Genomic DNA, 3894 nt, shown 5'->3' with positions numbered 1-3894 from the left:
GTCCCGGTCGAATGCCACCACCTGCATCGAGCCGCCGGTGCCGAACACGCACTGCACGAGCGCCACCGTCTCCACCGCCCCGTCCGCACCGCCGGGGGTGCGGCGGGGTGATCCGCACGCCCGGTCGGCGGGCCAGCACGATGCCCGGCACCAGCGCGATGCCGAGCCCCGCCTCGACGAAGCTGAGCACGGCGTCCATCTCGCCACCGTCCACCGCGAAGCTCGGTTCGAACCCCGCCTCGCGACACGCCTGGATGGTGGCGTCGCGCAGGTCGTAGCCCTCGCGGAACATGACCATCGGCAGGTCGCGCAGGTCGGTGATGCGCAGATCGCCGGTCGCCGAGGCGGTCGGCACCTCGTCCACCGAGGCCACCACCAGGCTCTCCCGCAGGATCGGGTCGACCCGCAGCCCGGGGTCGGCGCCCTGCGCCGGCATGATGATCAACGCCAGGTCGAGATCGCCGCGGAGCAGGTCCCGCACCAGGTCCTGGGAACCGCCCTCCTCCACCCGCAGGTCGATGGTGGGGTGCGCGTCGCGGAACCGGCGTAGCACCGGAGGGGCGAGCGAGGTGGCCAGACTCGGGGTGGCCCCGAGCCGGACGCGACCCCGACGGAGCCCGACCAGCTCCTGCACCTCCCGGGTCGCGGTCTCCACGTCGGCGAGGATCCGGGTGGCCAGGGGCAACAGCACCTCACCCGCCGCGGTGAGGGCGATGTTGCCCCTTACCCGTTCGAACAGCGGCGCCCCGAGGTCGGCCTCCAGAGCGTGAATTTGCTTACTGAGAGAAGGCTGAGTGATGCCCACGATGTCGGCGGCTTGGGTGAAATGTCGTACTTCGGCCACCGCGACGAAGTACCGAAGCTGATGGAGCTGCATCTACATAGCTTACGGCTATCAACACTACGAGTTTGATGCATTGGACGACTGATCAAAGTGCTCCTAGCGTCGGACTCGTGGTAATGACGAAAACTCGGTCGCCCATCCGCTCCAACGTCGGCCTCAAGGCCGTCATGGCGGTGACGGGCATCCTGCTGGCGCTGTTCCTCATCGCCCACATGCTCGGGAACCTCAAGGTGTTCACGGGGGAGACCTCGTTCGACCACTACGCGCACTGGCTGCGCGACATCGGCAAGCCACTGCTGCCCGGCGTCTGGTTCCTGTGGATCCTGCGCACCGTGCTGGTCGTGGCGGTCGTCGCCCACATCGTCGCCGCCACCGTGCTGGCTCGGCGCGCCCGCGCCGCCCGCCCGGTCAAGTACGCCCACCGCAAGAAGGTCAACGGCAGCTACGCGGCCCGCACGATGCGCTGGGGTGGCGTGATCATCCTGCTCTTCGTGATCTACCACCTGCTGGACCTGACCACCGGCACGCTCAACCCGGTCGGAAACGAGAGCAAGCCGTACGGCAACGTCGTCGCCGACTTCGCGCCGGAACGCTGGTACGTCACGCTCTTCTACACGCTCGCCATCGTCACGGTGGGCTTCCACCTGCGCCACGGCGCGTTCAGCGCGTTCCGCAGCCTCGGCCAGCAGACGCCGCGCGGCGAGCGTCGGGCCCGCGTCGCAGCTCTGGTCTTCGCCGTGCTGCTCTGCGCCGGGTACCTGGTGGTCCCGTTCGCCGTACTCACCGGATTGGTGTCCTGACATGGAACTCTTCACCGAGGGCGACCCGATCGCCGACACCAAGGCACCCGCCGGCCCGGTCGAGAAGCGCTGGGAGACCCGGCGCTTCGAGGCCAAGCTGGTCAACCCGGCCAACCGCCGCAAGATGACGGTGATCGTGGTCGGCACCGGTCTCGCCGGCGGCTCGGCCGCGGCGACCCTCGCCGAGCAGGGCTACCACGTCAAGTCCTACTGCTACCAGGACAGCCCACGCCGGGCACACTCCATCGCGGCGCAGGGCGGCATCAACGCGGCGAAGAACTACCGCAACGACGGCGACTCCGTGCACCGGCTGTTCTACGACACCGTCAAGGGCGGCGACTTCCGCTCCCGCGAGTCGAACGTGCACCGCCTCGCCGAGGTCTCGGTCAACATCATCGACCAGTGCGTCGCCCAGGGTGTGCCGTTCGCCCGCGAGTACGGCGGCCTGCTGGACACCCGCTCCTTCGGCGGCGCCCAGGTGCAGCGCACCTTCTACGCCCGGGGGCAGACGGGCCAGCAGCTGCTGCTCGGCGCGTACCAGGCGCTGGAGCGGCAGATCGGCCTGGGCAACGTGGAGATGAACACCCGGCACGAGATGCTGGAGCTGGTCCTCGTCGACGGCAAGGCCCGCGGCATCGTCGTCCGGGACATGGTCACCGGCGAGATCAGCACCGAGATGGCCGACGCCGTCGTGCTCGCCTCCGGCGGCTACGGCAACGTCTTCTACCTCTCCACCAACGCCAAGGGCTGCAACGTCACCGCCACCTGGCGGGCACACCGCAAGGGCGCGTACTTCGCCAACCCCTGCTACACGCAGATCCACCCGACCTGCATCCCGGTCTCCGGCGACCACCAGTCGAAGTTGACCCTGATGAGCGAGTCGCTGCGCAACGACGGCCGGGTCTGGGTGCCGAAGGCCAAGGGCGACGACCGCAGCCCGAAGGACATTCCGGAGGACGAGCGGGACTACTACCTGGAGCGGATCTACCCCTCCTTCGGCAACCTGGTCCCCCGCGACATCGCGTCCCGCGCCGCCAAGAACGTGTGCGACGAGGGCCGGGGCGTCGGCCCGACCAAGCTCGGCGTCTACCTCGACTTCGCCGACGCGATCAACCGGCTGGGCCGCAAGGCCATCGAGGCCAAGTACGGCAACCTCTTCGAGATGTACGAGCGGATCACCGGCGAGGACCCGTACGAGGTGCCGATGCGCATCTACCCCGCCGTGCACTACACGATGGGCGGCCTGTGGGTCGACTACGACCTCCAGTCGAACATCCCCGGCCTGTTCGTGATCGGTGAGGCGAACTTCTCCGACCACGGCGCAAACCGGCTCGGCGCCTCGGCGCTGATGCAGGGCCTCGCCGACGGTTACTTCGTCCTGCCCACCACCATCGCCAACTACCTGGCCTCCGGCGGGCTGGACAAGGTCGACGCCAGCCACCCGGCGGCGATCGAGGCCCGCACCGACGTCGAGGACCGGATTCGGCGGCTGCTGGCCGTCAACGGGGACCGGACCGTGGACTCGTTCCACCGCGAGCTGGGCCAGATCATGTGGGAACACTGCGGCATGGAGCGCAGCGAGGCCGGGCTGCGCAAGGCGATCGGCGAGATCCGCGACCTGCGCGAGGCGTTCTGGCAGCGGGTCAAGGTGTCCGGCACCGGCGAGGAACTCAACCAGTCATTGGAGAAGGCCGGCCGCGTCGCCGACTTCTTCGAACTGGCCGAGCTGATGTGCATCGACGCCCTGCACCGCGAGGAGTCCTGCGGCGGCCACTTCCGGGCCGAGCACCAGACCCCCGACGGTGAGGCGCAGCGCGACGACGACCGGTTCGCGTACGTGGCGGCCTGGGAGTTCACCGCCGACGGCGAACCCTCGGTGCTGCACAAGGAAGACCTGACATTCGAGTACGTCCACCCCACGCAGCGGAGCTACAAGTGAACCTGACCCTGCGCATCTGGCGCCAGAAGGGCCCTGAGGACAAGGGTCGGATGGTGACCTACCCGGTCGACGACGTGTCCCCGGACATGTCGTTCCTGGAGATGCTCGACGTGCTCAACGAGCGGCTGATCCTCGCCGGCGAGGACCCGGTGGCGTTCGACCACGACTGCCGCGAGGGCATCTGCGGCATGTGCGGCCTGATGATCAACGGTGACGCGCACGGGCCGCAGCGCGGCACCACGGCGTGCCAGCTGCACATGCGCCAGTTCAAGGACGGCGAGACGATCGACATCGAGCCGTGGCGGGCCAGC

Annotated in this window: 4 protein-coding genes; 3 read left to right on the top strand and 1 reads right to left on the bottom strand. The window is 68.7% G+C overall.

What is annotated here, in order from left to right; all coding sequences use genetic code 11:
• The coding region (locus ACWCO3_RS32560; RefSeq protein ID WP_450013753.1) for a LysR family transcriptional regulator at nt 1-877 on the bottom strand (877 nt) is incomplete at its 3' end.
• A gap of 83 nt (nt 878-960) precedes the next feature.
• Here ACWCO3_RS32560 and ACWCO3_RS32555 point away from each other — a divergent pair.
• The 3 genes from ACWCO3_RS32555 to ACWCO3_RS32545 form a co-directional block, all read left to right on the top strand.
• Nucleotides 961-1644, top strand: coding sequence for a succinate dehydrogenase cytochrome b subunit (locus ACWCO3_RS32555; protein WP_145784178.1), 684 nt, complete (start codon nt 961-963; stop codon nt 1642-1644).
• A 1-nt stretch (nt 1645) separates the two neighbouring features.
• Nucleotides 1646-3583 (top strand): fumarate reductase/succinate dehydrogenase flavoprotein subunit, encoded by a 1938-nt coding sequence (locus ACWCO3_RS32550; protein WP_145784180.1) that lies wholly within the window; start codon nt 1646-1648, stop codon nt 3581-3583.
• Nucleotides 3580-3894 (top strand): 2Fe-2S iron-sulfur cluster-binding protein (locus ACWCO3_RS32545; protein WP_450013751.1); only part of this gene is annotated, 315 nt, incomplete at its 3' end. The genes ACWCO3_RS32550 and ACWCO3_RS32545, both read left to right, overlap by 4 nt.

The organism is Micromonospora sp. NPDC002411, from assembly GCF_053592955.1.
Note: the sequence above shows the minus strand (reverse complement) of the source record. Positions and strands in the feature narration are given on the sequence as shown.